We start from the raw sequence: 26596 nt of genomic DNA, 5'->3' as shown, positions 1-26596 counted from the left end.
AACATCGAACCAACCTACGTTGTGTAGGCCAAAAGGAATCACAGAGAGTAGTAGTGATTCGATGTTGACTTATCGCACAGAGGTGAGGGAAGCACACTAGTCGCTGGGTGCTGGAGCTAAACAGGCAAGCACCAGAACTTATACTTTATTTAACCTCATAACAAAACCCCTGCCGTATTGGCAGGGGTTTTGTTTACTATGGAATATCGTATCCCATCGAGCTTGTATAAATTTCAAACCATTGATCCCTCGATAGATTATAGTCTAGTGCAGCTACGGCACGATCGATTCGGTTGACCTTGCCTGATCCAACAATTGGCATAATGTTTGCTGGGTGGTTTAGCAACCATGCATAGAGCACCTCATCGATTCCATCGGCACCTAATTCATTCGCTACCTTTTCTAACGTTCCACGTAAGCGCACCGCTTTCTCCTCTTGACTAGTAAAAACATCTCCTCCACCTAAAGGAGACCAAGCCATCGGTGCCATACGCTTTTCCATACAAAGATCTAATGTACCGTCTTGAATATTTTCAAGGTTATAAGCAGATAGCTCAATCTGGTTTGTGACTAGTTCTACATCCAAGAAGGACTGTAGCATGTTCAATTGATGTTGTTTAAAGTTGGATACACCAAAATGACGAACCTTCCCTTCATCCTTCAGCTCTCGAAATGCACTTGCCACCTCTCCTGGGTCCATGAACGGATCGGGACGATGAATTAATAATAAATCAATATAGTCGGTACGAAGGTTTTCCAAAGAATTCTCTACGGATTTTTTAATATGAGCCTTGCTGGTGTTATAGTGATGGGAATGATGTTCTGGACGATTTGGTGACTCAATCACGATGCCACACTTTGTTACGATTTCCATGCGCTCACGGAGCTCCGGTTTCTTAGCCAATGCTCTTCCAAACAACTCCTCACATGTATAACTCCCGTATAAATCCGCATGATCAAATGTTGTTATCCCCTGATCTAAGCAATGCTCAATCAGTTGGATCAGTTCTTCATCTGTGTACTTCCAATCAGATAATCTCCATTCGCCATGAACAATACGTGATAAAGATAAACCAGATGCTAATTTTATTCGTTCCATATGTATTCCTCCAAATTTTGTAACAATCGTATACATTAACTTTAATGCACACAGAAGAAAAAATCTATTGTAACGCTTTCAATTTGTCCAAATCATGACAATGAGCCTAGACGGTTAAAAGTAAACCTTTTCACGCCATTTTTATCCTTCTCCTTTTTTGTGTAGAAGTTTACACTTAACATGTGAAATAATTCACATTAAATAAAAAAGGGTGATAGAACATGACATGGACTCAAGCTTACGATCCATTTAACAACATTTGGTTATCCGCATTTGTAGCAGCTATTCCGATTTTATTTTTCTTTCTAGCTTTAACCGTTTTTAAAATTCGAGGAACCATTGCATCTTTATGCACCGTCCTTCTTTCATTCATTATTGCAATTAGTGTTTACAACATGCCCACTGCAATGGCTTCTGAAGCAGCAGGATATGGATTTGCTTTTTCCTTTTGGCCAATTAGTTATATTGTCATTATGGCCGTGTACTTATATAAATTATCTGTTAAAAGTGGTCAATTCAATGTAATCAGAAGCTCTATCGCTTCCATATCTAAAGATGCTCGATTGCAGATGTTACTTGTTGCCTTTTCCTTCAATGCCTTTCTTGAAGGCGCAGCAGGATTCGGTGCTCCTATTGCCATAACAGCTGCACTATTGGTTGGTTTAGGCTTCAAACCTCTGCAAGCTGCTGGAATATGCTTAATTGCGAATACAGCTTCTGGTGCTTTTGGTGCGATGGGGATACCTGTCATTGTAGCAGGTCAAGTAAGTGGGATTGATCCAAAAGTGATTGGACAATTTTTAGGAACATCTTTACCGATTATTTCTTTCACCGTTCCATTTTTATTAATCGCTATTCTAGATGGTCTGAAAGGGGTTCGACAAGTATGGCCTGCTGCTCTTGTATCAGGCGCTTCCTATGCTCTTGCTCAATACTTTACAGTGACCTACATCGGTCCTGAATTACCTAATATCACATCTGCCATTGCTAGCTTAGTGGCACTCGCGCTCTTTACGAAGGTGTGGAAACCTAAAGAGATTATGGAACTTGACGTTCAAGAAAACGAGATGGAAATAAAATCTCCATTAACTTTCAAAACTATTGTTAAAGCATGGTCTCCCTTTATTGCGTTAACAGTGATGGTAACCATTTGGAGCTTATCTTTTTTTAAACAGTTGTTCACACCGGAGGGATTATTCGCAGGAACCATTCTTCATATTCCTATGAATCACTTGCATAACCTGGTACTAAAAGCTCAACCAATAGTAACAGAAGTAACACCTTATGCTGCTATATTAAAGATAGATCTTTTGTCAGCTACTGGTACTGCTATTTTCATTGCAGCAATCCTATCTATTATTATGCTACGTATCCCAATTGGTGTCGCTTTAGAAACATTTAAAGAGACGTTACAAGAGTTAGCGAAACCAATCTTTACAATTATGATGGTGCTAGGTTTTGCTTTCATCGCAAACTATAGTGGTCAATCTTCCACACTAGGGTTAGCGATGGCGGCTACTTCTGACTATTTCCCATTGTTATCTCCTGTACTCGGTTGGATTGGCGTTTTTCTAACAGGGTCTGTGACATCAAACAATGCCTTGTTTGGTAGCCTTCAACAAATTACAGCCGAGCAAATCAGCGTACTACCACTTATCTTAGTGGCGGCTAATACATCAGGTGGAGTCATGGCAAAAATGCTTTCCCCACAATCCGTCGCTGTAGCATCTGGAGCTGTAGGATTAGTAGGCAGAGAATCAGAATTGTTCCGATTCACCCTTAAATATAGCATGGTATTCTTATTGATTACTGGTGTTGTTACCTTTGGACAAGCATTGTTTTTATAACATCGAAGCTTGATAGATAGCAAGACTCGTATCAAAAAGAGACTTTCTCCATTGATGGGAAAGTCTCATTCTATTTCCAAATTGAAACAAGGGAATGGTAGGTCAGCAATTTGGGGATATGAACGAGATTTGAATATAATCGAGATTTCAAATATATAAGCAGACCCAAATTTTATGAGCAATACTATCATTCAAGCCTGAAAAAGACTTCTCACACCCGAAAATGAATGAAAACAAAAGAGCAATCTGTACTGAAACCAGACTGCTCTTCTAATTCACATATTCTGCTGTTTATACAATGCCTCAATCATTCTCACATTGTGTAGGGTAAGTTCGTGAAAATCATCAAATGTTCCACCGTTCTCGATGATTCTCATGAACGCTTCCACTTGCAGCTTATATTGATCGCCCTCGAGGACTTCTTCTTGTTGCCCGTCTTCATTTTCAATAATAATCACGCCCCGGTGATTGTTATTATCGGGACGGTATGCATGAGGCACAGTAATTTTTCCTTTTGTTCCCATCACTTGATATTCATTCCTCACCGGAGCATTAAAACTACAATCAATCTGAGCCAATTTTCCATTTTCTAATGTGAGGTTGATGAGACTCGTTGTATCGATACCAAATCGTTCATCTATATGAGACATAATCTGAGCTTCGGTTGGCTGAGAGTCTAATATATTCATCGTGGAGTGAAGACCGTAGCAGCCTACATCCCATAGTGCTCCACCACCTTTTTCCTTTTCTAGACGAATATTGTCTTTCGTCTTATCAAACATAAAGGAGAATGTAGCTCGCATGTACTGGACTTCGCCTATTTCCCCGGCAATAATTAGCTCTTTTACACGTTCATGCTGCGGGTGAAACTGATACATAAATGCCTCTAAGAAATACACATTGTTACGACGACACTCCTCAAGCATTTCTTCTACATCTTGGACCGTTAAAGCAGCAGGTTTCTCACACAAAATATGCTTCCCGGCCTGTGCGGCGGCGATAACCCATTCCTTATGTACATGATTGGGCACTGGTATATAGACGGCATCAACGTCCGGATCGGCTAACAACTCTTCATACGCATCATAACCTTTAGTAATGCCAAACTCTTCTGCTATTTGACTTGCTTCCCCACTTCTACTTGCAATCGCAACAATCTCAGCATTCGCTCGCTGCAGTGCTGGAATCAATGCTTTCTTGGCAATATTCGCTGCACCTAGAATTCCCCAACGCATTTTTTGAAGCCCTCCTTTATTTGCTTTCGAATGTGTTTACCTATGTATAGCACTACGAAGAAAAAATGACAGGAAATATACATCCTACATAAAGAGTAACACATAATGCCTTCATACAAGCAGAACAAAAGCTCGGGGCGCCCGGTTAGCGACGTACCAACTTAAGCGTCATAAATTATCCTTCCTATACTGTCCCATCCACCGGAGTCTAAAGTCGAAACACACAAAATTGTATATTAAAATAAAACGTATGTTATGGTACAGTGATTGGGATTACAAATGAAACAACATTTAAGATTGGGGTAGCGCGTTGACACAAACAATATTGGATAAGAAAAGCACCTGGATAAAAATTGGACTCATTGCAGCGGGTATTACGATGCCCTTGTGGTTAGGTGCTGATGAAGTAGGACTCACTTTTCTCATCGAACAACTAGAAACAAACCCTTCCGGAGACACGTTAATGATGACAGCTTTTTTACTCGTCATGCTGAATACCGTACGAGCTCTACCACATTATCTCGGAGCTTTATTACTAGGGGATGAGCTTGGTTATCGATTACAAAGACCATGGTTAAAAATCATCGTCCCTATTGTCATCATTCCATTGGTATATGCAATTATTAACGTTTACAATCCACTGGATTATTACTTTGGAGGACCAGCTCTCTTATTAGTCACCTCTATCGTTGTGTTGCAACGTATCGCAAAAGGCCGTTTGCGTCCCATCATAAAGTCGTTTGTATTTTCCCAGTTATTGTTTGGCATACAATGGTTAGATACCGTTATCTTCCTTACCCCTTTTAGCTTTGGAGGAGGTCCAATATCTACGAAAGTGAAAGATATAGCCGTATCATTAGGGTTTGAAACGACTTTGTCCTTCTACAGCCTGGTTTTATGTAGTATTTTTGTTGGGAATGCCATCGTTTTGGCTATTTATTTAACCGTTTCCGAACAAAAATGGACCATGAGCCAAGATTTAAATATTGCTAGAGGTGAAATGATCGAATCACGTTCTGGACGGGAAGCAATGCACTTGGTTCATGATTTAAAAACACCTCTTGCCTTAATAGAAGGGCTAAATTCGTTGATTCAAATGAAAACAACAGACAAAGAAATTCATGATTATACCGAGAAAATCTCCGATTCTATTCAGTCCACCAGCAACATGGTGTCTGAGATCCTTTATGATGAGCGAAAGAATTGGTGCACCCTCGTATATTATTATTAGTCAGATTCTTTCTGGCTTTTAATCCTCAATACCTTTTTAGGAAGGTATAATGAGGATACATCAGATAGAGGTTGTCGCTCTGCGCCCTTGAAGCATTGTCTTCGTGTTTTAGACTGACACCTCTTTCTTTATAGAACTATTCGTATGAGCTGGATGGTACCTAGTTGCCGTATATCGAACGAGGTTGAGTATCTATAAAGCTTAAGAGGATTCCTTTCATCTGATTAATCTTAAATGGGTGGTTTCCGGTACTAGTGCTCACGGTGGATGAGAGGCAGGAAATTGCCGATCAGCTATTGGAAGAAGGAGCAACAGACTTTGCCTTAAAGCCTGTCAAAGCACCAGACATGATTTCTAGAATTCAACTTCACGTTCAACTAGCCAATATGCGCCAGCATCAAGAACAAGAAGAAGACGTCTTTAGCTCGAAAGGCATTAGCCGACATACGTTGCAACATATATCCAACTATCTCAAAAAGCAAAAAGAGCCCATCTCTGTCGATGAACTCTCCAAAAATATTGACCTAGCCTATCCAACTGTTTATCGATACTTGATGCATTTACTTGATGAAGGAAAAGTCAACCAAGTATTGAGTCATCAAAAAATCGGTCGTCCGAAAAAACTTTACCAATGGTACGCGTAAGAACAAAAGCGCAAACGCCCGGTTAGCGACATACAAACTGCTGCCCATAGGAAGTGGGTTGGTTCGATGTTGCTACGTGATGTAGCGTTCATAAGCGAACTCCCCCTCCTCATGCAGAAGTTACCTGGGGATTATCTTCTAGTCCCTCCAACTCCTCTCCCTTCTCCTGTACCCGTTTAATCATTTTTTTCGCCCACCAATAGCCTATTGTAGCAAGGAAAAAAAGCTACAATGATACTAACCTCTCACCATACATAAGAACTCGATCCAATATTCAATTGGGTTAATGGTAAACCTGCCGAAGCCATCCTTATAATATTAGATACGCCAACAGAGCTAACTCACCAATCAATCCTATCAAACTTAACACCATGGAGATTAGTCCCTTAAATAAGTCAGATGAGTGGTATTCAGCAGGTGTGAATAGCCGCTATTTCATCTTTTCTAACCGCACAATTACTTTTATTCATTTTTTTCTCTTTCATAAAAAATAAAAGGTTCCTATAATGCAAATTAAGATTTCAAACAATTCGTATTATTACTAACTTAATAAAAATTGTTTGAGTACGTTTTTACTAAATAACTAGAGAGAAAGGAGCGTACATCATGGAGCATTTTGGCATACTATCATTACTTCCTTCCATTGTGGCTTTGACTTTGGCCATCTTATCTAAACGAGTGGTTCCGTCTTTACTTGCAGGAATCTTAATCGGAAGCTTAATGATCGATATACGTACGAACGGTGTTCTTCATGCAATTATGTATTCTATAACAAATTTATTCGGTGCCATCGCTGGTCATCCAGCAAATTCAGATGCTGGTATTCAAGGGATGGGTATCATCAAAGAAGCCGGACGTGCTGAATTAATCATCGTCGTCTTTCTTCTTGGCGCCTTTATCGGTGTTTTAAATAAATCTGGTGGGGCTTATGCCTTTGGAGAATGGCTAGCTACAAAAGTACGTGGGAAAAAAGGAGCGCAAGTATCAACAGCAGTGATGGGAACCTCCCTTTTTACCAGCGCTTACTTTAGTTCATTGGCTACAGGAACGGTTTTCAAGCCGATTTTCGATCGAATGAAGATATCTCGAGAGAAGCTGGCTTTTCTATTAGACTCTACTTCTTCACCAATTAACGTATTAATTCCTATCTCAGGCTGGGTTGCCTTTATGGGCGCACTAATGGTGGACAACATCCCTAGTGTGGACGACCCTATTGCTGGGTTAGCTCAAACCGTGCCGTTCAACTTTTATAACATCGTGATGATCTTGATGGTGTTCTTATTTGCATCAGGAAAAATTAAAGATTTCGGACCGATGAAAAAAGCAGAAGAACGAGCTCAACACTTCAACTATGGTGGTGTGAATCCAGAAGTTTCAGCTACTACAGAAGAGCCCGATACATCTGAAGCTACGAAAAATGCTAAACCTTCCGATATGGTGCTTCCATTGGGCGTAACGGTTGGCATGCTCGTTTTCTTAGGTTTATACAATTACACGCTACCTTACTTCTTCTCTATCGAAAAGCTACCTTTAGATGGCAATAAAATGCTTATTATTAGCTTTTCCCTAGGTATCATTGTTGCGTTTATTAAGTATTTGGCTTCCAACTTAATGGGACCAAAGGAATTTTCGAATGAGCTCTTCGAAGGTAGTAAGTCGGTCATTTTTGGTGCTGTGATCATTACGCTTGCCGTTACACTTGGCGATATCATGCGTGCACCTGCTCCTGAAGGCACCGGCGCTGCTGCATATATTGAACAAATCGCTAAAGGGGTCATCCCTAGTGCCATTATACCGTTTGCCTTGTTTGCTCTCTCCGGTTTCGTTGCTTTCTCCATGGGAACTTCGTTTGGAACATGGGCCATCATGATGCCTATCGGCGTATCGTTAATGCTAGCAACAGGAGGAGACCCTATTATTGCAGCAGCTGCTGTTCTTTCTGGAGGCGCATTCGGCGACCACACATCCCCTATTTCGGATACAAGCATTATGTCTTCCGTAGGGGCTGAATGCAACCACATGCAGCACATTAACACCCAACTACCATACGCCCTGACATCAGCAGGCATAGCATCTGTATTATTCCTTATAGCAGGATTTATTTAATTCAAAAACCCCTGGTACTTTTTTTTCACAAAGTACCAGGGGTTTTTTGCATCTTATGAGGAGTAATGATTTGCTTCATGACGATACACAGGCTTTAACGATGGAGCCTGCTTCGGTAGCTTTCCAAACATCCAACTCGCAAATGGTGTGAACCGGTGAAATAGCCAAATAATCATAAAACATAGCGCACACGTGACCACATATCTCATCAAGAGCTCCACGTGGAACAAATAATTCGAGTGTGTGGGAATAAAACGTGCGACTTCCTTCAGCACAAAAGGATGAATGAGGTAAAAACCAAAGGAATAGGCAGCGACGTTTCTCACTACCTTTTGAATACCTTCATACCAGCTTTCACTAAAGATTTCTGCCAAACGGAAACACAAGTAACTTGCGCTCATGATGAAAATCAAATTTAATACTTTATAATAGATTCCTGGCAATTCCATCGTGTTGAGGATATATAGATGATAGTGCACATAAACCGTTACAACACCAGAACTTCCAGCTAACAGACCTAATAGATAGTTTGTTCGATTTCGTACTTTCTCCTTTTGCTCTAAGAAATAGATACCGAGCCAACCACCTAACAAGAAGGTTCCTAAACTATTCATAAAGAAGCTGAAAGGAATGATGTCAAATCTAGAATCAATCATAAAATAGATGAGTTCAATGGCGATACCAAATGCCCACATATACCTTTTAAACCACTGTAGATGCTGGGCTGCGTAAATGAATATCGGTAATACTAAATATAATTGCACGATAATAAATATAAAATGTAACTGATAATAGGATTCACCTTGTATGATCCTTAAGACAGAATCAGTCAAATTTACTTCCCTAAAGCCAATGTGATAAGCATACCACTCGTAAAATATCGCCCATATTACATATGGTAGTAAAATAAACACAGCCCGCTTTCGCACATATTCCTTCAAAAACGAAAGGGTAATAGATTTACTAAAATAATTATAGAAAAACACGAGACCTGTAATCATAATAAAGATGCCAGCCTCTATGCGAATAATTCTATTTAAAAAATGGTATTTCTGAAAGGCTCCACTATCCATTGGCAATGTATTGATGTACGTCCCTGTCACATGGACCAATACAACCATAAACATAGCAAAAAACCTCAAGAAATGAATCGACCCGATCCTTTGCTTACTCATGTGCATTCTCCGTTCTATCTTACCATTTATGATTTTTCACTCTCCTAGTGCCATGGCTTCAAGTTGGTAGAAGACGACGCTGGAGCTAGATATTTACTAGACTTCCTTACAAAAACTAGTACACTATTCGCCTCAAATATCTAATTTATGACGATAGCTTTTTTTACTGTTAATAACCGAGCAATACGCATAAACATATATAAAGTCAACAAGAAGGAGGCATTCCATGCAAATACATGTTGTGCAAACCGGTGAGAGCTTATGGAGTATCGCTCAACGCTACCAAACTACTATGCAGGAAATCGCGGATGCGAACGAGCTGTCTGATCCATCCAGACTTGTTGTTGGATTAGCTCTCATTATCCCTTCATATTATCGCAGCCATACGGTGCAAGCCGGTGAAACGCTGTGGTCGATTGCACAACAATACAACATCTCTCTCCCATCACTCATTCAAGCAAACCAACTACAAGACGTGAACGTCATATATCCTGGTACCACTCTTAGCATCCCACCACAAACCTACTTGGTACAGCCTAGTGACACGCTCTGGAGCATTAGCAACGCCTTCGGTATCTCCGTACAAACGTTAGTGGAGGCCAATCAAATTGATGATCCTAACCTTCTATACCCTGGCACGCGGTTAATCATACCCTCTCAAACAAAATCTACCATTGAAGTGAATGGCTACACCATTGATGCCGGGGAAGATGCACGAAATATCATGGAAGATGTTGGCGAATCCCTCACATATATTATGCCCTTTGCTTACAAAATTCAAGAAGATGGAAGTCTTACTCCATTTTCAGATGATGTAGTGTTAGAAATGGCTCCTTTGTTTTCGGTTGTTCCTATTCTATCTATTACCAATTTCACATACCAAGACTTAGGTTCAGACTTAGCAAACACTATCCTAAACGATGCTTCACTGCAAAACACCTTATTAGATAACATCCTCGCAATTTTAAATACAAAAGGTTACCAAGGCCTGAATGTAGATTTTGAGAACGTCTTACCTGAGGATCGCGAAGCTTACAATGCATTTTTACAACGCACTGTTGATCGATTACACCCAGAGGGATATTCTGTATCGACAGCTGTAGCACCTAAGTATAGCGCGGATCAACAAGGTTTATTGTATGAGGCACATGATTATGAAGCTCATGGCCGGATTGTCGATTTTGTCGTGTTAATGACGTATGAATGGGGCTATCGCTTTGGACCACCAAGAGCCATTTCCCCTCTCGATGAAATTAGGAATGTACTAGATTACGCTGTTAATGTGATACCGAGGGACAAATTGTTCATGGGATTTCAACTATATGCCCGTGACTGGACGTTACCGTTTGAAGAAGGGCAAGAAGCAGAAACATTCAGCCCCCAAGAAGCTGTGAACCGGGCGTTACAGTATGGGGCAACGATACAATACAATGAATCTGCACAATCCCCTTTTTATCGATATGTAGATGCTCAAGGTCAGACACATGAAGTGTGGTTTGAGGATGCGCGCAGTGCTCAGGCGAAGTTTAATACAGTTATTCAGTATGATCTAAAAGGAATCAGTTACTGGGTGCTAGGCTATGACTTCCCTCAAAATTGGCTGTTACTTAACGATACATTCAAGATTGTAAAGAACCCTTCTTAATTGCTTCCGGCGACATTAGGGGGGACATGAAATGGAGCTGAAGATAGTAAATCGCAACGCAGAGCGAGCATAAACGGAGCTGGACCGAGCAAAAAAACAAACCAAAGCCAGCATAAGTAGAAGCATTCTATACAAAAAAAGGCTAAACGACGCGATGTCAGTTAGCCTTTTTCATGTTATTGATTTAGTTTGTCTAGAAAACCACCTAAAACGTCATCATAGGAAACTTCCTCGTCTTCTTCTGATTCAGACTCTGATGATATATCTTGACTGAGGCTTTCCCAATCAAGGTTATCGAGATCTTCATCTGTGGAAGTTGTATCTGGTTCTTCAGAAGAGTAACTCTCTTCTGAAGCAGAAGCGCTTTCTTGCTGTGGATATGCGTCTTCGTGTATTTCTGGTTCTGAATCTTGATTAGAAGATGCTTCATCATATTCTTGTAGATAAAGAGCTTCATTGATATCAAGAGCATTACTGTTAAATGATGCTAATAGAGCACTTGAACGCACAGGATCAGATATAAGCTGATAGAGAATACTTCCTAGTAACGCCTCGGAATATTCATGTTTCACCCAGTCACGTTGCGCTTTATTGAGTTGCTTCGGAAGAGGGATACTAATCGTTTCCCTTTCCTTTGCCATAGACTGGCTAACACCCTTAATCACATAATCAGCGATGGTACTAGAGAAATTTCTCCGTTCGGTTTCTTTCAGGTTCTGAAGTTGTCTTAATATATGGTCCGGTGTGTCAGAGGGAATGCGAAATGTGATCGCTTGTCCCCTCTGGATCCCGTTCTGTGTCATACTATTTCACCCTACTTAGAGGTATTTGCGTGCTGCTTCTGCTCTACTTTTTTATTTTCTTCCTTCTTATTTTTGCGTTGGAAGTCTTTAACGAGCTTGTAGTACGCATTGGCCATCATCCAGATGCTTTCTTTCTCGTCTTCGAAGAAATCAATGTTGTAGCCATCTAAGTTATTGTTCAAGGACTTGATGTATTCTTTTAATACAACAGAACCTCCGCCTACAAAGTAACAGATTTCTGTTTGAGAGTTCTTTTGCCATACGTTACGCAGATGGCGGTATTGTTTTTTGGCAAGCTCTAGTAAAATGCGGTCGGTAATGTCGTGCACACTTGTCCGACTACCTTTTACCATGATGTGGTTCCGATCGTTTTTCTTCGTAATAATATCTACTACGTCACGACGACTATCTAACTCAACACCGTGCTTGGAACGAATTTCTTCACGAATTTTCTCTAGTGATTCAGATACACCGAGATTAAACCCTTGTGCTTTATCATCATCTACATTACGGTCTTTGATTACTGCAATATCAGTAGAAAGACCACCAATGTCTTGGATTAGAATACGCTTATCAATTAAATCTTTGTTCGTAATGTTTAAGTCATTATCCATTACTAGGTTAATAAAGGAAGCGAAGCCTTCTGGATACACTTTCACTTCATCAAACTTCAAATTAACCTTAATACCTTGATATTTAGGAGTTACTAAAAACTCAACCTGGTGAACAGAGCCAAGGAGCTGAGAACGGTAGCCGACATCCTTACCTTCTTTCACTTCTCTTAATGGTAAACCAGTACCTAGCGTATAATTCGCTTCCACGGTGCCATTATTTCGACTGAATGTCTTTTCGTTTTTATCTTGAACTGCGTCTAGTGCTAATGAAGCAAACAGCATAATAAGGGTTTGGTCTTCTTCCGATTTACTACTACCTGGGTCTAATTCAGAAGCATTGTCACTTTTCGTTGCTAGATTACCAACACGATAGACAACATTGTTCTCTTGTAGGGCAGGGGAGTGAACTCGGATATGAATTCCATCCATTGGATCCTTCTGATCTAAATCTTCAATTCCGATAATCGGGCGGTCTTCTATATCTCTGGCGATCACATTCGGTATGTACAGCTCAGAGTCTAGATTTCCATATAAACCTTTGAGTGCATCATTACCAACATCTACTGCAGCTATTCTTGATTGACTCATATGTGAATCTTCCTTTCTATTAAAAGTCCTTTTAGTTTTTTAAGGATCTATTACTAAAATATAGAAGATTTTCAAAATAGTCAATCAGACATTTGTCGTGCATGCCTTGTATACAATAATGTATACAATGACAACAAAAACGTACACTTGTTTACATTTTTGAACACATCCTTTCAAATCAATATGCATACGCTTTTGTTTACATGTATACACTTATGTATTCAATTTGTGTTCAAGTTGTTTTCTTGTAATCATTTTTGTATACATTCTATTTTTCTTTCTGAAAGTCTAGTAATTGAGTCTTTATGACCTCCCTACAGGTATGACTTATCTGTATATATTTTCAACTCATACCCCCTGTTTACATAGGCTTGATCAACCAATTCTTCAGCTTACCTATAAACTATGTGTGAATTTGGAAGTCGAATTTTTCAAAAAATTCAATAACAACGGGATGACTTATTTAAAATTTCTGTTATACTTATATTAACGGAATATTAAAGGAAAATGTCCATAAATAAAGGAGGTTGTTTATTTGGAGGACATGATTCAAGATTATATATCCACTATAGAAAGCGATATCATACGTATTCGACGCTCCTTGCACAAGAATCCAGAGCTAAGTAATGAAGAATTCGCTACTTCTGCTCTCGTTCAGGAGACCTTAGCGGAATACGGAATTGATTATCGGACAGGTTTCGCTAACACTGGTGTTCTTGGAATCATTAAAGGAAATCAACCAGGTAAAACAGTTGCTCTACGCGCTGATATGGATGCACTACCAATCCAAGAAGCCAACACACATGACTTCATTTCCGAAACTCCAGGTACGATGCACGCATGCGGCCATGATGCACACACAGCGATGCTATTAGCTACAGGATATACACTCCAAAACATGCGTGATTATATAGAAGGAACGGTTCTACTCGTTTTTCAACCTGCTGAAGAGAACTCCCCTACTGGAGGGTCTCAGCAAATGATGGACGACGGGGTGTTTGATGAATTCACACCTGATGTGATATTCGGACAACATGTCTGGCCTTCTCTTCCTGTAGGCGAAATTGGTGTGCGAGATGGAGCTATGATGGGTGCATCAGATCGTTTTACTGTAACCATTAAAGGTCGCGGTGGTCATGCCAGCATGCCACAAGATGGTAATGACGCGATTATCATTAGCAATCAGGTAATCTCTAGCTTACAAACGATCGTAAGCCGTAATGTGAATCCAATAGATTCGGCTGTAGTTACGATTGGAAGTATAAATGGAGGTTATCGCTACAATGTCATTCCAAATAAGGTAACGCTTGAAGGAACAGTAAGGACGTATAAACCAGAAGTGAAGGAAAAAGTGAGGCAACGTTTCCACACCATTGTCCAACAAACTGTTGAAGCGTTTGAAGGAGAAGTGGAGATTGAATACCTTGATGGTTACCCGGCTACAATCAATACGCCAGAATGGGCTCAACAAGCTAGACAATCTGCACAAAAACTTCTTGGTGAACAGGCTACACCTAGTTTAGATCCAGTTATGGCTGGTGAAGATTTTGCTAGATTTCTTGAACATTACCCTGGTGCCTTTATTTGGCTTGGCACTCAAATCGAAGACAAACATGAGCAAAAACCTCTTCACGATCCAGCTTTCAAGCTAAATGAAAAAGCATTGCCAATTGGCAGCTCTTATATGGTGAATCTTGCTATTGATACACTCAAGACGCTATCAGACCAGGAAAATGGTGAGATAATTGGGTAAAGAAAAGCAATTTGTTCATTCCATTCAAGATCAACTAATTCAATGGAGACGATGGTTCCATCAACATCCTGAACTTGGATTTATGGAATACTATACTACCTACACAATTGGCAAAGAGCTTGAGGCACTAGGTTTTACAGTGCATATCGGAAGAGAGGCTTTAGCAAGCTCAGCTCGTTATGGCGTTCCTGCTCCTCCCCTACTACATCAACAAGAGAAGAAAGCTTCCTCATTAGGTGTCGATGCAGACTGGATGGACAAGATGAGAGGTGGACACACTGGTCTTGTTGCAACATGGGATACCGGTAAAGAAGGCGAGCACAAAGGATTTCGTTTTGATATCGATGCATTGCCGATTCATGAGACGGAATTAGAAGCTCACCTCCCCTACTCGGAAGGTTTTGTATCCTCTAACCCTGGTGTGATGCACGCTTGTGGGCATGATGGTCATATTACCATTGGCCTTGGGCTTGCTCATTATATAGCGGCTCAGCCTAGTGAGCTAACGGGTACTTTCACCTTACTTTTTCAGCCTGCAGAAGAAGGCGGACGCGGGGCTAAAGCGATGGTCGATAAAGGATGGCTCACAGACGTGGACTCCTTTTATACCAGCCATCTAGGTATTACACCTATGAAAGTTGGTACGGTTGCAGCTAGTGTGGAAGGTTTTCTAGCTTCCACAAAACTAAATGTTCACTTTAGAGGGGAATCATCCCATGCAGGAATGAAACCAGAGGATGGACGTAATGCACTACTAGCGGCAGCTACTGCTTCTACGCAACTGTACACCATACCACGTCATAGTGAAGGACCTTCTAGGGTTAATGTAGGCAAATTAGAAGCCGGAAATGGACGTAACATCATTTCTGATACCGGCTACCTTGAGCTTGAAACTAGAGGGGAAACTGGGAACATTAATAACTTTATGCTTCAAGAAGCAAAGCGAATCATCCATGCTTCTGCCGCTATGTATAACGTAGAAGCAACGATCGAATTTGTAGGAGAATCACAAGGAATTGTATGTGATGAAGACATGCTATCATCCATCCCCTTAGAGGAAGATAGCTATATGAATCAAATCCTTACTTCTGCAAAGGTATCAGGTTCTGAAGATGCTAGCTTTATGATCAATGAAGTCCAAGCTCACGGTGGAAAAGCAACCTATATGCTTTTCGGGACAGCCTTACCGTTTAATCATCATCACCCCTCCTTTGATTTTGAAGAAGACGCACTTGCCGTTGCATTAGAAACGTACATTCATATTTTACAGGGAGGGACTACAACATGAACGACTTGACAAATTGGTTAGAAAACCACCTTTTACAATTGAATCTCGTCAATGAAATGGACTACGAAAATGGCTTTTCCCGCTTAAGTTACACCCCAGAGGAGGAGCAAGCACACGAAGCATTTCGTACAATAGCCAAGAATCTCGGATTGCATATTTATGCAGATGGAGCAGGGAATCAATGGGCAACTTGGAAAGTGGATGAACACGCCCCAACCGTTGCTGTTGGCTCTCATTTAGACACGGTTCATGGTGGGGGTGGCTATGACGGTGTGGCTGGTGTTCTAACTGGCTTAGGTGCCATCAAGCTCCTTCAAGATTTACAGGTGGAACCTAAGAAAAACATCGCTGTTATTTGTTTTGCATCCGAAGAATCAGCTCGTTATGGTGTTTCAACGATTGGAAGTAAAGCGATTTCAGGTATCTTAGACAAACACGACCTTGAACATGTTACGGATGCGGATGGCGTGACGATTCGTGAGTCTATCGAAGCGTTTGGCCTCTCTTGGGAAACAATCGATCAAGCAGAGAAATCGCCCGATGACCTTGAGAGCTTTTTAGAGCTTCATATCGAGCAGGGAACGCAAATTGAGGATAATGATGCTGAAATCGGTATTGTACGAGGAGTTGCCTGCCCTATTCGCTTACAAGTGAATGTAAAAGGGATGGCAAACCACACAGGGACGACACCGATGAACAAACGCTCAGATGCATTTGTAGCCATTGCTCCATTGATTCCCTTCGTTGAGGAGCAGGCCAATTCGATGAATAAGAAACAAGAGCTTCCAATCGTAGCAACTGTAAGTACGGTTCACTTACAACCCAATGCCATGAATGTCATCCCAGGTGAAGTCCAATTAGGTATTGATATTCGTAGTGTGAATGACCTGTCTAAGCGTGAACTCACCAATCGAATTGAAGCATACTGCCAGCAAATTGAACGGGAGCGAAACGTTACCATTTCTATTGAAACACTTGTCGATAACGATTCTGTTTTCCTTGATCAAACCATTCAATCGAAACTTTCACATGTCACAAATGACCTCCAGTTAAACAGTATCATTATGGATAGTGGCGCAGGTCATGACGTGATGAATATGGCACAGCGATGGCGGTCTGGTCTTCTTTTCATCCCTTGCCGGGAAGGAATTAGCCATCACCCTAAAGAATATGCCTCTATAGAGGATTTGCACAAAGGCACCCATGTTATAGCAGAATATTTACGAATAGAGACAGGTGATGACCATGAAAACGAAGATTGGCGTAATCGGGCCTAAAGATTCCGTAAAACGCATCATGTATGTTGCGGATGAATTTGAAGAAATATCCTTTTTCCCATATACGTATGAGCAGTTGTCTGATGTAACGGACATATTGACAAACCACCGCTATGAAGTGGATCAATGGCTTTTTTCAGGCGTACTCAATTACACCTACGCTAAAGAGCAAGATCTCATTACAGATGAAGAAGGGACATTCCCTCCTCTTCATGGTTCAAGCTTCTTTGGGATTCTATTAGAAGCTCAACTCACAACAGACAAAGTGTTTAAAAGCGTAAGCATTGATACCATCAAAAATGAAGAAATTGATAAAATACTATCCTACTATCAGTTAAGCTCATTAACGTACTATAACCACCCTTTTGAAGGTGGTGGAAAAACGGAGCAGTTGGTCGAGTTTCATCGACATCTATATGAACAAGGCAAGACAGAAGTCGTAATCACTTCTATTAAAGACGTCTATTATCGATTAAAAGACATGCACATCCCAGTATTTCGGGTGACTCCTTCTTACCTATCCATCAAACTAGTGATTCAATATTTAGAAGAACGAGCTCAATCCAATCGTTACCGTAATGCTCAAGTTGCCGTGATTGGCTGTCGAATGGATTTTAACCCAGATGAACTAGAAGAGCTCTACTATTCTTTTAAAACAAAACATCAAGAACTCGATTTAAAACGATACTTGCTTACACTGGCGGAAAAAACGAACGGTTCGCTCATGCAGCTTGGAGACGGGTTATTCTTTATTTTTACGACCCGCGGCGAGCTAAGTGATGAGTCTGAAAGTGACCTTTACGCCTTAATGGAGGAAGTCAAGCTTCAAACTAGCCTCCATGCTAAAGTCGCCATAGGATTTGGGGAAACCGTCTCCCAGGCCGAACAAAATGTACGCCTTGGCTTCCGACACACGAAACACTATGAAAAACCGACCATCTTAATTATGGATGAAGACCAAACGATTACACTAAAGCATCAGCAGGAAAATGAAATATCCTATCAGACGATGGAGACAGGATCTGCCTGGTTCGAAAAAATCAAAGGTGCCGCATTGAGTCCAGGAGTTGTATCGAAAATCATCTCCTACTCTAATCAATATGGTCGCCAAGAGTTTACCTCTCAGGATTTATCGAGGTGGCTTCAAAGCACAGAGCGGAACGGACGTAGGATTTTAACCGAAATGGAACGTGTCGGACTAGTTCAACAATGCGGAGAAGCTCAATCAGGGGAACGAGGACGACCAAGAAAAGTGTACACCTTTACAACTGCATAAAAATACAAAAAGACAATGGTTGACTATTTTTGGATAAAAACGGAATGTTTAAGGAAATTTTCCTAAATCCACAGAAAGGGTGAAAAGAATGGCTACAGAAGAGCACTCTCAAGAAAAACAAAGCAAAGGAATGTCGAGGTTTTTAAACTTTATTGAACGAGCAGGTAACAAGCTTCCTGACCCGTTCATGCTGTTCGTGTATCTTGCATTATTTATCATACTTCTATCATGGCTTGTATCAAGCTTTGGCGTAACGGTTAAACAACCTGGCTCAGGTGAGATTGTTCCAATTAAAAGTTTAGTGTCAGGTGAAGGGCTAAAATATATACTAACGTCCATGCTCACGAACTTTACTGGATTTAAGCCACTTGGACTCGTATTAGCGATGATGCTAGGCATTGGACTAGCTGATAAAGTTGGATTGTTAGAAACAGCGATTAAAAGTACTATTTTGAAAGCTCCTACAGCTTTAACAACATACGCTGTCATCTTTGTAGGTATTTTAGGTAACTTAGCTTCAGACGCTGCATTCGTTATCGTTCCACCACTTGCAGCGATGGTCTTCTACACGATTGGCCGTCATCCATTAGCAGGTCTTGCAGCTGGTTTCGCCGGGGTTGGATCTGGTTTTACAGCAAACATTATTATTGCAGGAACAGACGCGTTACTATCAGGTATTTCAACAGAAGTGATGCAAAGTCTTGATTCAAGTGTTGTCGTAACACCAGTGGATAACTACTACTTCATGGTCGTATCCGTTGTCTTACTTTCTGTTACAGGTGCACTTGTAACAGAAAAAATCATTGAACCTCGTTTGGGTAAATACGAAGGTGACATGAATTCCGAAATGCAGGCTTCAACGCCTCTTGAGAAAAAAGGCCTTCGTAACGCAACTTTTGCTGGATTAGGCTATATTGCTCTTCTTGTCCTTGCCATTGCGTGGCCAGGTTCTCCATTACGTAATGAAGATGGCGGTTTGGTTCCATCCCCTTTCTTAGACGGAATCATCCCAATCATCTTGTTCTTCTTCATCGTACTTGGTGTTACGTATGGTAAAACAGTTGGCAAGCTTGAAAGTGGTAAAGACGTGTCCAAATTCATGGGAGAGGCCATGAAAGATATGTCCGGCTTTATCGTACTAATCTTCGCAGCCGCTCAGTTTATCGCATACTTTGATTGGACAAACATCGGTACTTGGATTGCCGTAAGTGGTGCTAACGCGCTACAAGCTATGAATATGACAGGTATTCCGGTCATCATTGGCTTCGTCTTCCTAACTGCCCTAATGAACCTACTTGTCTTTAGTGGTTCCGCACAATGGGCACTAGAAGCACCAATATTTATTAAAATGTTCTATCTATTAGACTATCACCCAGCCTTCATCCAGGCTGCATACCGTATCGCAGACTCATCTACAAACATCATTACACCAATGAACCCATATATCATTATCGTCCTCGCCTTCATGCGAGAATACGATAAAAAGGCTGGACTCGGTACACTGATCTCGCTCATGTTGCCGTACAGTTTATGCTTCTTAGGTGTATGGATCGTGCTTCTATTAGCATTCGCATTGCTTGGTATTCCATTTGGACCAGGCGTTCATATGTACCTTCAGTAAAAGTGGAAGCGCCCGTTTAACGACGTACAAACTTTCCTAAGTATGCATTATAGGGTGTTCGATTAAACTGCTGCATCACGTAGCAACATCGAATCAACCTACGTCGTGTAGACCGAAAGAAAACACGACGAGCGGTAGCGATTCGATGTTGACTCATCGTAAGGAGATGCAGGAAGTTTGCTAGTCGCTGGGCGCTGCAGCTGGACGTGGCCTCTATAACTTATTACGTTATATACAAGTCATCACACAACTAATGAATCCAGAGCTACCACAGCTCTGGATTCACTTTGTTTAAAAAGAATATTGACAATCACGATCTGCGTTGCCTAGAATATTAATTAAACTTTAAGCAAAAATATTATTATGAAATCCCGACGTATAATCTTGGAGATATGGTCCATAAGTTTCTACCAAACTACCGTAAATGGTTTGACTACGAGAGGGGGTTGAGACCTGACGTATATCGATATACGTCTATCCTTTGCCCCCTTTCTGTCAAACTCCAGGTGTTCGGTACACCTGGAGTTTTTTTGTATAGGAATTAACAATTTAACTGGTTTATATAGGTGCAATGGAGACACATCCAGCGCCCAGCGCTTGCGCTTTAGATTTCAAAAGGAGGAATGGGAATGACTCACAACAAAAATCAATTTCAAAAACAGATTGCTGTAGCCAACAAGACAATTCCTGCTGACCTTGTCATCAAAAATGGACGCATTGTCGATGTGTTCAACGGGGAGATCGTGGAGGGGGATGTCGCCATATGTGAAGGTATTTTTGTTGGCGTTGGGAACTATGATGGAAAAACGGTTATCGATGCTCAAAATAGTTATGTCTCCCCCTCTTTTATTGATGGGCATGTGCACATTGAATCGTCCATGCTAACCCCCAATGAGTTTGCAAAAGTAGTCCTTCCCCATGGGGTCACCACTGTCGTAACGGACCCACATGAAATCGCCAATGTAGCTGGTACATCTGGAATCCATTACATGCTACAGAATTCAGATCAACTGGAACTAGACAGTAGGTTTATGCTACCGTCCTGTGTACCCGCAACTCCTTTTGAGAATACCGGAGCAACCCTTGCATCTACTGATTTAAAAGGGTTTTATGCCCACTCACGCGTACATGGATTAGCGGAAGTAATGGACTATCCTTCCTTGCAAAATGGTGCTGACTGGATTGTCGATAAGATTTTACAAAACAATGAACATCGTAACCATATTGATGGGCATCTCGCAGGTTTAGACACCCATGCCATCAACATTTACCGTACAGCAGGGGTGATGACGGACCATGAGTGCAAAAAGGAAGAGGACGCGCGTGAACGCTTGAGACGAGGCATGTATTTAATGCTTCGAGAAGGCTCTGTTGCCAAAGACCTTACCTCCCTAATCGGAGCTGTTACACCGCAAAACACTCATCGTTGCCTTTTTTGTACAGACGATAAGCACTTAGATGATCTGATTGAAGAAGGAAGCATTGACTATAACGTTCGATTAGCCATTCAATTAGGCCTATCTCCTATTCAAGCAATCCAAATGGGAAGTTTGAACGCCGCTCAGTGCTATGACTTCAAGCAAAAAGGTGCTATAGCGCCAGGCTATGAGGCAGATTTTTTATTACTAGATAATCTGGAGACCATTGATATTCATGAGGTGTATAAAGGTGGGCGGTTAGTTGCGAAAAATGGCTCATACGTTGGTAATGAATCCACTGCAGAACCTGCCCCAGCCAAGCTAACGGATACCGTTCACGCACCTGAAATGAAAGTGGATGACTTACGCATTCCAATAAAGAATCAAGCATTTGCATCCATCATCCAAATCACTCCGAATGATTTAGTGACGAAAAAGATCGTAGACACTGTACATGTTGTCGATGGCTCCTTTTCCCCTTCTGTAGAGAAGGACCAACAAAAGCTCGTTGTAGTTGAACGTCACCACAATACAGGCAACATAGGCGTAGGTATTGTGAATGGATTTGGCTTTCAATCAGGCGCAATCGCAACAACCATTGCTCACGATTCCCATAATATCGTTGCTACCGGCACGAATGATGAAGATATCCTTGCTGCTATTGAAGCTTTAAAAACTATTCATGGCGGACTGGTAGTCGTCAAAGATGGTGTGGTAGAGGCACAATTGCCTTTACCTGTAGCAGGCCTTATGTCTGAACAACCATATGATGTGGTGAACAACCAGCTCCATGACATTCATCAGGCACTTACTAGACTTGGGTTTGCAAACACGTTTGATCCATTTTTAACGATGTCCTTTGTAACCTTACCTGTCATTCCTTCCATAAAACTGACAGACACGGGCCTGTTTGATGTGGAACGGTTCACCCATATTCCAGTAGAAGCACAACCAACTAATAATCCGGATGTTATCCCATCCGATTAGATATAAATCATACATCTAGAAGGAGTTTTCCCAATGAAATTTATTTCTCTAAGCAAACACGCACTCATCCTACTCGTCTTATCCGTCGCACTCATCGGATGCGGACAGCAACAAAACGAGCAAGCCAACGCAGAAGCATCATCAGAAAAACAAGAAGAACAGAAAGCAGTCGGCATTATCGGACCAATGAAAGAAGAAATTAAAACGTTAAAAGAGGACATGACGGTTGAAAATAAAAAAAATATCGCAGGCATGACGTTCTTTGAAGGTACATTGAAAGACCAACCTATCGTACTCGTACAATCTGGAATCGGCAAAGTGAACGCAACGATGGCTTCTACGCTACTTATCAATGAATTTGGCGTCGACAAGCTAATCAACTCTGGTATTTCCGGGGCAATACATCCTGATGTGGAACTTGGTGACATTGTCATCTCAAAAGATACCGTCCAACACGATATGGATGAAACGGCAAAAGGTTTTGAACCAGGCATCATCCCCCGCTTAGAGAAAGGGTATTTCAAAGCAGATGAACAAATGGTCAAGCTAGCCGAAAAAGCAGCCAAACAACTACCAGAAAAAACACAAGTATTCACCCAACGCATCGCATCAGGCGACCAATTCATCGCCAACGAAGAAAAGAAACAATGGATCTTGGATACATTTAACGCTTATGTTGTGGAAATGGAAGGTGCAGCCGTAGGCCAAGTTGCCCACCTAAACGACGTCCCGTACATCGTCATCCGCTCCGCTTCCGATGACGCCGGCGAAGAAGCGGTTATGAAATGGGAAGAATTCAAAGCACAAGCTATCGATAACTCTACTACGATTATCAAAGGCATGCTGGAGCGTATGGAATAAGGAAAAGCGCTGGAGCTAGATATCTACGAGCTGAAAAACAATAACCCGCAAGGCTATAGATTCGTTAGCCTTGCGGGTTATTCATCTATCATACCACCATTATAAAACTCTAAAAACTCACTAAACTCCTCTTTCGATATCCCTGATTCCATTGCTTCCCTTACAACCTTCAACCACTCCTCATCCAGTTCCTCATATGTATTAGAACTAGATGAATCAAGCATTTGATCCAAAGGAATCTCCAATACAGTTGCAATCTTATTCCTAATAAACACGGAGGGATTCGGAATAGCATTTTTTTCGATTTCTTTCAAAATAGGCTTTGGTATTCCAGTCCTTCCCGCTATCTCATCTAAGGACATTCGCTTTTGGTAGCGAAAATGTCTGAATCGATCCCCAAACATCGTGTAACCTCCTGGTCTAGAATAGTTAAGAGCGCGTGACCTGGCTTTGTTTTTCTAAGTACAAGCGTATGTCTTGGATGCTAAACCCTAATGCTTTTGCTTGTTGTACGAGTCTAATCCAATCTAGGTCCAATGCTTTCTTTTCTTCCATTTTCATATACATGTAGCCTCCTAAATTTCAAGGTTGAGTAGAGAAAACATATGTACATTCATGATGAGCACCACGTTTATGAAGTCTTGACTAAAGAAGCCTGAACAATGAGTCGATGTGTAGGATCTTGTATGGGGTCACAAGTAATTAACGTAAGTATTGAACCTGTTTCTGGTTGCTTCAAAACAGATAAATCGGTAGGTAACACACGAAAGACGTTCTCCACCTGATAAGCATATGTGTGATTGCCTGTCTCTATGTTTATGGAATCACCTATCTTAACCTCATCTAGTCGATTAAACAGCTTTCCATACTTATAACTTCGATGCGCTGCTAACGCTGTATTCCCTACTTCACCAGGAATACCAGTCCCAGAAAGACGACCAACAGCTACTTTCAAATTTTCCATACTAGCCCCATTCAAAATGGGTAACTCCAGATTAATAGCGGAGATTTCCATTTTTCCGATCAAGTTCTTAGAGGGTTTCTCCTTTGTTTCAGGTGAGGTTGTTGAAGCTGCCTCCTGGTCAAGTATAGCGTTTAGCTCTTCATACCGTTGAGGAAGCGACTCTTCACCAGAAACCTCTTGCCCTTCTTCCGCTTCCAGTTGATGAAGGAGCTTGTCTTGTTCATAAGCAACATACTGATTTTGTACAAACGGAAAACTAATCACACCGATACCAATGACAATAAAGAGCAATGCTATCCATTTCATAAGCGAACGAATAGATAACCTATTCTTTCTCCCTTCCAAATGAACTTTCCACAATAACCTTTGTATCTGGATTTACGTGAGTAGGTAATACAGACTGTAACGTTAAATCCTTGGAACAATAAGGACAAACCCACTCCCCTCTATCATCGCTACCAAAAGATGACTTCCGACAGTAAGAACACTCTTTACGAAACATTCTCTTCCTCCTTTAGAAAAGATATATTTCTCCCTTCTTGATGATTTCAACTATGTAAAAGAAAAAGGAGTATCTACTTTCATAAATACTCCTTTGATTTAATATACATGCTACTCTATTTTTCGTCTGCGATACGTAATGCCATATAGCGTAGCTCCACCAAGCATGAGCAAGCTACCAATGATATAAAATGCAGTCGGAGCTGCCTCGCCTGTTTGAGGTAGCGAACCATCCTCTGGTGTTGGCTCTGAAGAAGGTGTAGGTGTGTCCCCTTCGTCCCCATCTCCTGGTTCACCAGGTTCATCTGGTTTCCCATCATCTCCATCACCAGGCTCACCTGGCTGCTCAGGATCACCATCGTCACCCGGTTCATCTGGTTCATCTCCAGGGTTATCTGGCGTTTCAGGTGTCTCATCACCTGGGTCCCCTGGATCTTCTGGGTCCTCAGGTACATCACTATCACAATTGGTTGGAATAGTGACAGACTCACTCCACATTTCAACCGTCTCCCCATCTAGTTCATATGTCGTCTTCACAACATAGTTTCCTGGAAGCTCCGGTTTCATCGTCAATGTATGCGAGTCACCTTGATCAACAGAGAACCTATCCGTTTGATCATACTGTGTAATTTTCACACCCTGCTTCGCATCCCCCGACTCTTTCCAATACACTTCATAAGAAGGAGAAATGCTTACATCAGAGTCGCTCTCATTGGTGTACGACAATGTCATCTCCTCACACGTTCCTGAGAACAAACTAGACAACTCAACGTCCACTTGAGGCTCCGGTGGCGGGTTATCACAATCTGTCATATCCGCATACAACTCATTGCTAAGCTCTTTCCCATCTGCATGCTTAGCAGATATTTTGTAATAGCCTGTCTTAGTAGGAGTGAAATTGATAGAATCACTTTCACCTTTTTTCAAGCTTATGGATTTTTGATTCTCTAACTCTATCTTTTCGGAAGTAGTGAAGTTATCTGTTTCAGAATAGCGTAGTTCGTAAGTAGGTTTGATAGTGGAGCGTTTTTTACTATTGTTTTCGAAGGTGGCAGTTGCTAGTTCACACGAGCCGGATAGTGTTATGTCTAGGTTAGGATCTGATGATGTTGGTGGCGGTGGGGTTCCTTTACCTTCTGCTACAAAAGTGAAGGCTACTGACGTAGTTAATCCCTGAAATTCATTTCCAGACTCGTAAGGAAATTCAACCTTCATCGATAGATCTTCACTTTCAAAAGCAGAAAGACTTCTGGCTTCTAAACCTGTAAATTCGCTCAATTTTTTGTTAAAAAGGATATTATCACCTTGTGAAACCTTTAATAATAATTGCTTATAAAATAATTCCGAACCGCTTTTGTATTCAGATGATAGATTATAGTAAAAATCAGTATTACCATCGTTCTTAACCTTTACTGTTCTATTTATTGTATCACCAGGTTTAATGTTACTTATTTGGAATAAATGATCTTGGGGTAATGTAGAAATATTAACTATTGGAGAGTTAGTAGTAGCCCCTGTTTCTCCATAAGGGATAATGACATTAAGTAATAGCATAAATAAGCAATAAACCGAAATAAACTTAATTAGATTATTTAGTTTTATCATGATTTTTACCTCATTATGTCTTTATATTAAAAGAGGTGGGGTAAGCCCACCTCAAATT

22 protein-coding genes and 1 riboswitch are annotated in these 26596 nt (G+C 41.1%); of the genes, 12 read left to right on the top strand and 10 right to left on the bottom strand.

Annotation, left to right across the window (positions count from 1 at the left end; genetic code table 11):
* Positions 1 to 196: 196 nt before the first annotated feature.
* Complete coding sequence (locus GLW08_RS13460) at positions 197 to 1099, bottom strand: aldo/keto reductase (RefSeq protein WP_160849164.1); 903 nt, start codon at positions 1097 to 1099, stop codon at positions 197 to 199.
* A 221-nt stretch (positions 1100 to 1320) separates the two neighbouring features.
* On the opposite strand from GLW08_RS13460, the gene GLW08_RS13455 reads away from it, so the two are divergent.
* Positions 1321 to 2946, top strand: coding sequence for a lactate permease LctP family transporter (locus GLW08_RS13455; protein WP_160849163.1), 1626 nt, complete (start codon positions 1321 to 1323; stop codon positions 2944 to 2946).
* A gap of 275 nt (positions 2947 to 3221) precedes the next feature.
* Here the strand turns inward: GLW08_RS13455 and GLW08_RS13450 are convergent, their stop codons facing one another.
* Positions 3222 to 4181, bottom strand: coding sequence for a Gfo/Idh/MocA family protein (locus tag GLW08_RS13450; protein ID WP_160849162.1), 960 nt, complete (start codon positions 4179 to 4181; stop codon positions 3222 to 3224).
* Between the two features lie 310 nt (positions 4182 to 4491).
* On the opposite strand from GLW08_RS13450, the gene GLW08_RS13445 reads away from it, so the two are divergent.
* The 3 genes from GLW08_RS13445 (at position 4492) to GLW08_RS13435 (ending at position 8162) form a co-directional block, all read left to right on the top strand.
* Positions 4492 to 5412, top strand: a complete 921-nt coding sequence (locus tag GLW08_RS13445) for a histidine kinase dimerization/phospho-acceptor domain-containing protein (protein WP_160849161.1) — start codon at positions 4492 to 4494, stop codon at positions 5410 to 5412.
* A 254-nt stretch (positions 5413 to 5666) separates the two neighbouring features.
* Positions 5667 to 6056 carry a helix-turn-helix domain-containing protein gene (locus GLW08_RS13440; RefSeq protein WP_237458446.1) on the top strand — a complete coding sequence of 130 codons (390 nt, stop codon included), beginning with the start codon at positions 5667 to 5669 and terminating at the stop codon, positions 6054 to 6056.
* Between the two features lie 579 nt (positions 6057 to 6635).
* Entirely contained in the window at positions 6636 to 8162 is a 1527-nt protein-coding gene (locus GLW08_RS13435) for a Na+/H+ antiporter NhaC family protein (protein ID WP_337193947.1), read from the top strand.
* Positions 8163 to 8215: 53 nt separating this feature from the next.
* Here GLW08_RS13435 and GLW08_RS13430 read toward each other — a convergent pair whose 3' ends face one another.
* The gene (locus GLW08_RS13430; RefSeq protein ID WP_160849159.1) at positions 8216 to 9337 is read right to left on the bottom strand and encodes an acyltransferase; all 1122 of its coding nucleotides are present in this window, start codon (positions 9335 to 9337) and stop codon (positions 8216 to 8218) included.
* A gap of 226 nt (positions 9338 to 9563) precedes the next feature.
* On the opposite strand from GLW08_RS13430, the gene GLW08_RS13425 reads away from it, so the two are divergent.
* Positions 9564 to 10982 carry a LysM peptidoglycan-binding domain-containing protein gene (locus tag GLW08_RS13425; protein ID WP_160849158.1) on the top strand — a complete coding sequence of 473 codons (1419 nt, stop codon included), beginning with the start codon at positions 9564 to 9566 and terminating at the stop codon, positions 10980 to 10982.
* Between the two features lie 176 nt (positions 10983 to 11158).
* Here the strand turns inward: GLW08_RS13425 and GLW08_RS13420 are convergent, their stop codons facing one another.
* Entirely contained in the window at positions 11159 to 11785 is a 627-nt protein-coding gene (locus GLW08_RS13420) for a hypothetical protein (protein WP_160849157.1), read from the bottom strand.
* Between the two features lie 11 nt (positions 11786 to 11796).
* Positions 11797 to 12987, bottom strand: a complete 1191-nt coding sequence (locus GLW08_RS13415) for a ParM/StbA family protein (protein ID WP_160849156.1) — start codon at positions 12985 to 12987, stop codon at positions 11797 to 11799.
* Positions 12988 to 13531: 544 nt separating this feature from the next.
* Between GLW08_RS13415 and GLW08_RS13410 the strand changes: the two genes are divergently transcribed.
* From GLW08_RS13410 to GLW08_RS13380, 7 genes are all read left to right on the top strand, one after another.
* Complete coding sequence (locus tag GLW08_RS13410; RefSeq protein ID WP_160849413.1) at positions 13532 to 14740, top strand: M20 metallopeptidase family protein; 1209 nt, start codon at positions 13532 to 13534, stop codon at positions 14738 to 14740.
* Positions 14733 to 16028, top strand: a complete 1296-nt coding sequence (locus GLW08_RS13405) for an amidohydrolase (protein ID WP_202410173.1) — start codon at positions 14733 to 14735, stop codon at positions 16026 to 16028. The genes GLW08_RS13410 and GLW08_RS13405 overlap by 8 nt, the downstream gene beginning before the upstream one ends.
* Positions 16025 to 17305: a M20 family metallo-hydrolase gene (locus tag GLW08_RS13400; protein ID WP_160849155.1), complete on the top strand. Its 1281-nt coding sequence runs from the start codon at positions 16025 to 16027 to the stop codon at positions 17303 to 17305. Before GLW08_RS13405 ends, GLW08_RS13400 begins: the two co-directional genes overlap by 4 nt.
* A complete protein-coding gene (locus GLW08_RS13395) occupies positions 17274 to 18581 on the top strand; it encodes a hypothetical protein (RefSeq protein WP_160849154.1) in 1308 nt (435 codons plus the stop codon). Before GLW08_RS13400 ends, GLW08_RS13395 begins: the two co-directional genes overlap by 32 nt.
* 88 nt (positions 18582 to 18669) lie before the next feature.
* The gene (locus tag GLW08_RS13390; RefSeq protein WP_160849153.1) at positions 18670 to 20202 is read left to right on the top strand and encodes an AbgT family transporter; all 1533 of its coding nucleotides are present in this window, start codon (positions 18670 to 18672) and stop codon (positions 20200 to 20202) included.
* A 354-nt stretch (positions 20203 to 20556) separates the two neighbouring features.
* Positions 20557 to 20658, top strand: a riboswitch (purine riboswitch).
* 173 nt (positions 20659 to 20831) lie between these two features.
* Positions 20832 to 22607, top strand: coding sequence for an adenine deaminase (gene ade / locus GLW08_RS13385; RefSeq protein ID WP_160849152.1), 1776 nt, complete (start codon positions 20832 to 20834; stop codon positions 22605 to 22607).
* Between the two features lie 33 nt (positions 22608 to 22640).
* The gene (locus GLW08_RS13380; RefSeq protein WP_160849151.1) at positions 22641 to 23468 is read left to right on the top strand and encodes a 5'-methylthioadenosine/adenosylhomocysteine nucleosidase; all 828 of its coding nucleotides are present in this window, start codon (positions 22641 to 22643) and stop codon (positions 23466 to 23468) included.
* 77 nt (positions 23469 to 23545) lie between these two features.
* On the opposite strand, the gene GLW08_RS13375 is transcribed toward GLW08_RS13380, so the two are convergent.
* The 5 genes from GLW08_RS13375 to GLW08_RS13355 all read right to left on the bottom strand — a co-directional run bounded on the left by GLW08_RS13375 (position 23546) and on the right by GLW08_RS13355 (position 26538).
* Positions 23546 to 23872, bottom strand: a complete 327-nt coding sequence (locus tag GLW08_RS13375) for a helix-turn-helix domain-containing protein (protein WP_160849150.1) — start codon at positions 23870 to 23872, stop codon at positions 23546 to 23548.
* Between the two features lie 25 nt (positions 23873 to 23897).
* Positions 23898 to 24029 carry a DNA-binding anti-repressor SinI gene (gene sinI / locus GLW08_RS13370; RefSeq protein WP_160849149.1) on the bottom strand — a complete coding sequence of 44 codons (132 nt, stop codon included), beginning with the start codon at positions 24027 to 24029 and terminating at the stop codon, positions 23898 to 23900.
* Between the two features lie 70 nt (positions 24030 to 24099).
* Positions 24100 to 24777 carry a class D sortase gene (locus GLW08_RS13365; protein ID WP_160849148.1) on the bottom strand — a complete coding sequence of 226 codons (678 nt, stop codon included), beginning with the start codon at positions 24775 to 24777 and terminating at the stop codon, positions 24100 to 24102.
* The gene (locus tag GLW08_RS13360; protein WP_160849147.1) at positions 24758 to 24934 is read right to left on the bottom strand and encodes a hypothetical protein; all 177 of its coding nucleotides are present in this window, start codon (positions 24932 to 24934) and stop codon (positions 24758 to 24760) included. The genes GLW08_RS13365 and GLW08_RS13360 overlap by 20 nt, the downstream gene beginning before the upstream one ends.
* 110 nt (positions 24935 to 25044) lie before the next feature.
* Positions 25045 to 26538, bottom strand: a complete 1494-nt coding sequence (locus GLW08_RS13355; protein WP_160849146.1) for an LPXTG cell wall anchor domain-containing protein — start codon at positions 26536 to 26538, stop codon at positions 25045 to 25047.
* Positions 26539 to 26596: the final 58 nt, after the last annotated feature.

The sequence above is a fragment of the Pontibacillus yanchengensis genome, from assembly GCF_009856295.1.
In the GTDB taxonomy this organism is placed as follows: Bacteria; Bacillota; Bacilli; order Bacillales; family BH030062; genus Pontibacillus; species Pontibacillus yanchengensis_A.
Note: the sequence above shows the minus strand (reverse complement) of the source record. Positions and strands in the feature narration are given on the sequence as shown.